We start from the raw sequence: 2,800 nt of genomic DNA on the forward strand, positions 1-2,800 counted from the left end.
ATCCCGGCGCGCCGCCCCGTGCGGCCGAACGCCGACGGAAAGGCCCGCATTGTAGCACTGGCCTGCGACGAAGCCGCGGCACGCCTCACGGACGCTTGCCGCGCGGGGCAATCTCCGTGCAATCGGCGAGCAGCGGCGGCGCGTCCTGGCCGCCGATTTGATCGCGCAGGTTGCCGGTGCGGCCCTTGGTCCACCAGACATAGCGGCCCGCCTGATAACGGACACCCGAGGCGGACAGGGTATCGACGAACAGCATCGGCTTGCCGTCGACCGGCACCAGCGCGAAACTCTGGCCGTTGCGGGCCAGCCAGTAGGCCACCCGCACCGGCTTCGGCCGATCCGCGCATTGGTAGGTCGACACGGTGCGCGCATCGGCGTCGATTTCCTCGACGGTCAGTTGCGCGGCGTGAGCAACCGAAGCCAGGCCGATGCCGGCCAGGCCGGCGAGCAGGCCGGCGGCGAACGTGATGCGGATCATGCGTGCTCCGAGCAGGGGCCACTTCGAACCACGAATCGGCCCCAATAACAAGAATCGATCAAGGATCGATGACGGCCGCGCAACCATCGGTTGGCGCGGCGGCCACGTGACCGACCAACGGCACCATCTTCAGCCCGGCCGACGCGACGCGGCACGGCGCGGCGGCCACGCCGCAACCCGATACCGCCGCGCACAGCACGGCAATCAATGCCCATTTCATAGTGACACTCCCTGACCGGGCAGCGGATGCCGCCACGGCCTTCGATACGGTTGCGGCGCCTGGCCCCGCCTCAGCGGGCCGACACCGGGCGAACTGCCGCGGCGGCCCGCCGTGCGCGCTCGCGGGCCTCGCCCACATCGGCGCCGGTCGCCACCGCCACGCCCATGCGGCGCTTGACGAAGCTCTCCGGCTTGCCGAACAGGCGCAGATCCACGCCCGGCACGGCCAACGCCTCGGCCACGCCTTCGAACGCGATGCCGGCCTCGTCGATACCGCCATAGATGACCGCCGAAGCGGCCGGCGACGACAGGGTCGGATCGACCGGCAGGCCGAGAATTGCGCGCGCGTGCAGTTCGAACTCCGACTGGCGCTGCGAGGCCAGCGTGACAAGCCCCGTGTCATGCGGACGCGGGCTGACTTCGGAGAACCAGACCTCGTCGCCACGCACGAACAGTTCCACGCCGAACAGGCCGCGGCCGCCCAGCGCCGTTGTCACTTGGTGTGCGATTTCGCGCGAACGTTCCAGGGCCAGTGCGCTCATCGGCTGCGGCTGCCAGGATTCGACGTAATCGCCCGCCACCTGGACGTGGCCGACCGGGTCGCAGAAATAGGTCCGGGTCTCGCCGCTGGCCGGGTCGATCGCGCGCACCGTCAGTTGGGTGATTTCGTATTCGAAATCGACGAAGCCCTCGACGATCACGCGGCCGTGGTTCACGCGGCCACCGGCCATCGCGTATTGCCAGGCCGGCTCGATATCGGCGTCCTGCTTGACCACCGACTGGCCCTTGCCCGACGACGACATCACCGGCTTCACCACACACGGGAAGCCGATCGATGCGACCGCCGCGCGGAATTCCTCGAACGACTGCGCGAACGCATAACGCGAGGTCGGCAGGCCGAGTTCCTCGGCCGCGAGACGGCGAATGCCCTCGCGATTCATCGTCAGTTGGGTGGCACGCGCGGTGGGAATCACCTCGGCCACGCCTTCCGCCTCGATGGCCGCCAGCGCGTCGGTGGCGATCGCCTCGATCTCGGGGACGATCAGGTGCGGCTGTTCGGATTCGACCAGCGCGCGCAGCGACGCCGCGTCGGTCATGTCGATCACGTGCGCGCGATGGGCGACCTGGTGCCCGGGCGCGTTCGCGTAGCGATCGACGGCGATGACTTCAACCCCGAGGCGCTGCAACGCGATGATGACTTCCTTGCCGAGTTCGCCGGCGCCCAGCAGCATGACGCGCGTGGCGGAAGGCGAAAGCGGCGTACCGAGCCGCTGACCGATCTGCATGAGATTTCCCGCTGAAATGATTGGGGTGAACGTGTGAGGAACGACCGAGCCGCGATGTTAACACGCGAGCCCGCAGCAACCTGACGCAGAACGTTTGCCGCCGCGGATGGTCTGCTCGCCTGCCGCGTGCCGACTGCGTTACTCTTACGCCTTTGCCAGCACCGCCATCAATACGAGGATCGAGGCCATGCATAACCCCTCCACGGCCTGCCGCACGCCCCACCGCTTCATGAAGCCGCTGCGCGCGCCGCTCGCCGCGGTGGCGCTTGCCGCACTGGCCGCCTGCGCGATGCCGACCCACCCCGATGCCGGCGCCCCCGCGTCCGATCCGTTCAATCCGGCCGCCATCCAGTTGGTCGACGACACGAGCTGGCAGCTCGCGAGCTGGCGCAATGCCGACGGCTCGCAGCGCGACGTGCCGCAAGGCGACGCCGGCGGCCAGCCGATCCAGCTGACGCTGTCGACCACCGACGGCGTGCGCCGCGCGTCGGGCTTCTCGGGCTGCAACCGCTATTCCGGCACCTATACCGTGAAGAACGGGCTGCTCGGCTTCGGGCCGCTGGCCGGCACGCGGATGGCCTGCCCGGCCTCGGCCGGCGGCAAGCTCGAACGCCCGTATCTCGACGCGCTCGCGCATATTTCCAAGGCCGGCCTGCAGATGCAGGCGCCGCAACAGCTATACCTGGTGACCGACGACGGCGCGACGCTGACATTCGCGCGTCGCGACCCCCAGTAATCCTTTCGATGCGCGCGGCCATCGGTCGATGCGCCGCGCGACAGCATCGTGCATCCGGCCCGCGCGCGGGGATCGGATGCC

At 69.1% G+C, this 2,800-nt stretch carries 4 protein-coding genes; 1 reads left to right on the forward strand and 3 read right to left on the reverse strand.

Annotated features, from left to right (window positions below):
- Positions 1-85: 85 nt before the first annotated feature.
- The 3 genes from ACYP33_RS30695 to purT all read right to left on the reverse strand — a co-directional run bounded on the left by ACYP33_RS30695 (position 86) and on the right by purT (position 1,983).
- Entirely contained in the window at positions 86-478 is a 393-nt protein-coding gene (locus ACYP33_RS30695) for an MliC family protein (RefSeq protein ID WP_459625008.1), read from the reverse strand.
- A gap of 58 nt (positions 479-536) precedes the next feature.
- Positions 537-698: a DUF6726 family protein gene (locus ACYP33_RS30700; protein ID WP_414442712.1), complete on the reverse strand. Its 162-nt coding sequence runs from the start codon at positions 696-698 to the stop codon at positions 537-539.
- Positions 699-768: 70 nt separating this feature from the next.
- Positions 769-1,983, reverse strand: coding sequence for a formate-dependent phosphoribosylglycinamide formyltransferase (gene purT, locus ACYP33_RS30705; protein WP_459625009.1), 1,215 nt, complete (start codon positions 1,981-1,983; stop codon positions 769-771).
- A 187-nt stretch (positions 1,984-2,170) separates the two neighbouring features.
- On the opposite strand from purT, the gene ACYP33_RS30710 reads away from it, so the two are divergent.
- Entirely contained in the window at positions 2,171-2,719 is a 549-nt protein-coding gene (locus tag ACYP33_RS30710; RefSeq protein ID WP_414442714.1) for an META domain-containing protein, read from the forward strand.
- Positions 2,720-2,800 lie beyond the last annotated feature (81 nt).

This window comes from Burkholderia sp. 3C (assembly GCF_054589155.1).

Excerpts from the sequence above, each read along its gene's own strand:
- ACYP33_RS30695 (WP_459625008.1), bottom strand. The coding sequence starts at position 478 with ATGATCCGCATCACGTTCGCCGCCGGCCTGCTCGCCGGCCTGGCCGGC.
- purT (WP_459625009.1), bottom strand. The coding sequence starts at position 1,983 with ATGCAGATCGGTCAGCGGCTCGGTACGCCGCTTTCGCCTTCCGCCACG.
- ACYP33_RS30710 (WP_414442714.1), top strand. The coding sequence starts at position 2,171 with ATGCATAACCCCTCCACGGCCTGCCGCACGCCCCACCGCTTCATGAAG.
- ACYP33_RS30700 (WP_414442712.1), bottom strand. The coding sequence starts at position 698 with ATGAAATGGGCATTGATTGCCGTGCTGTGCGCGGCGGTATCGGGTTGC.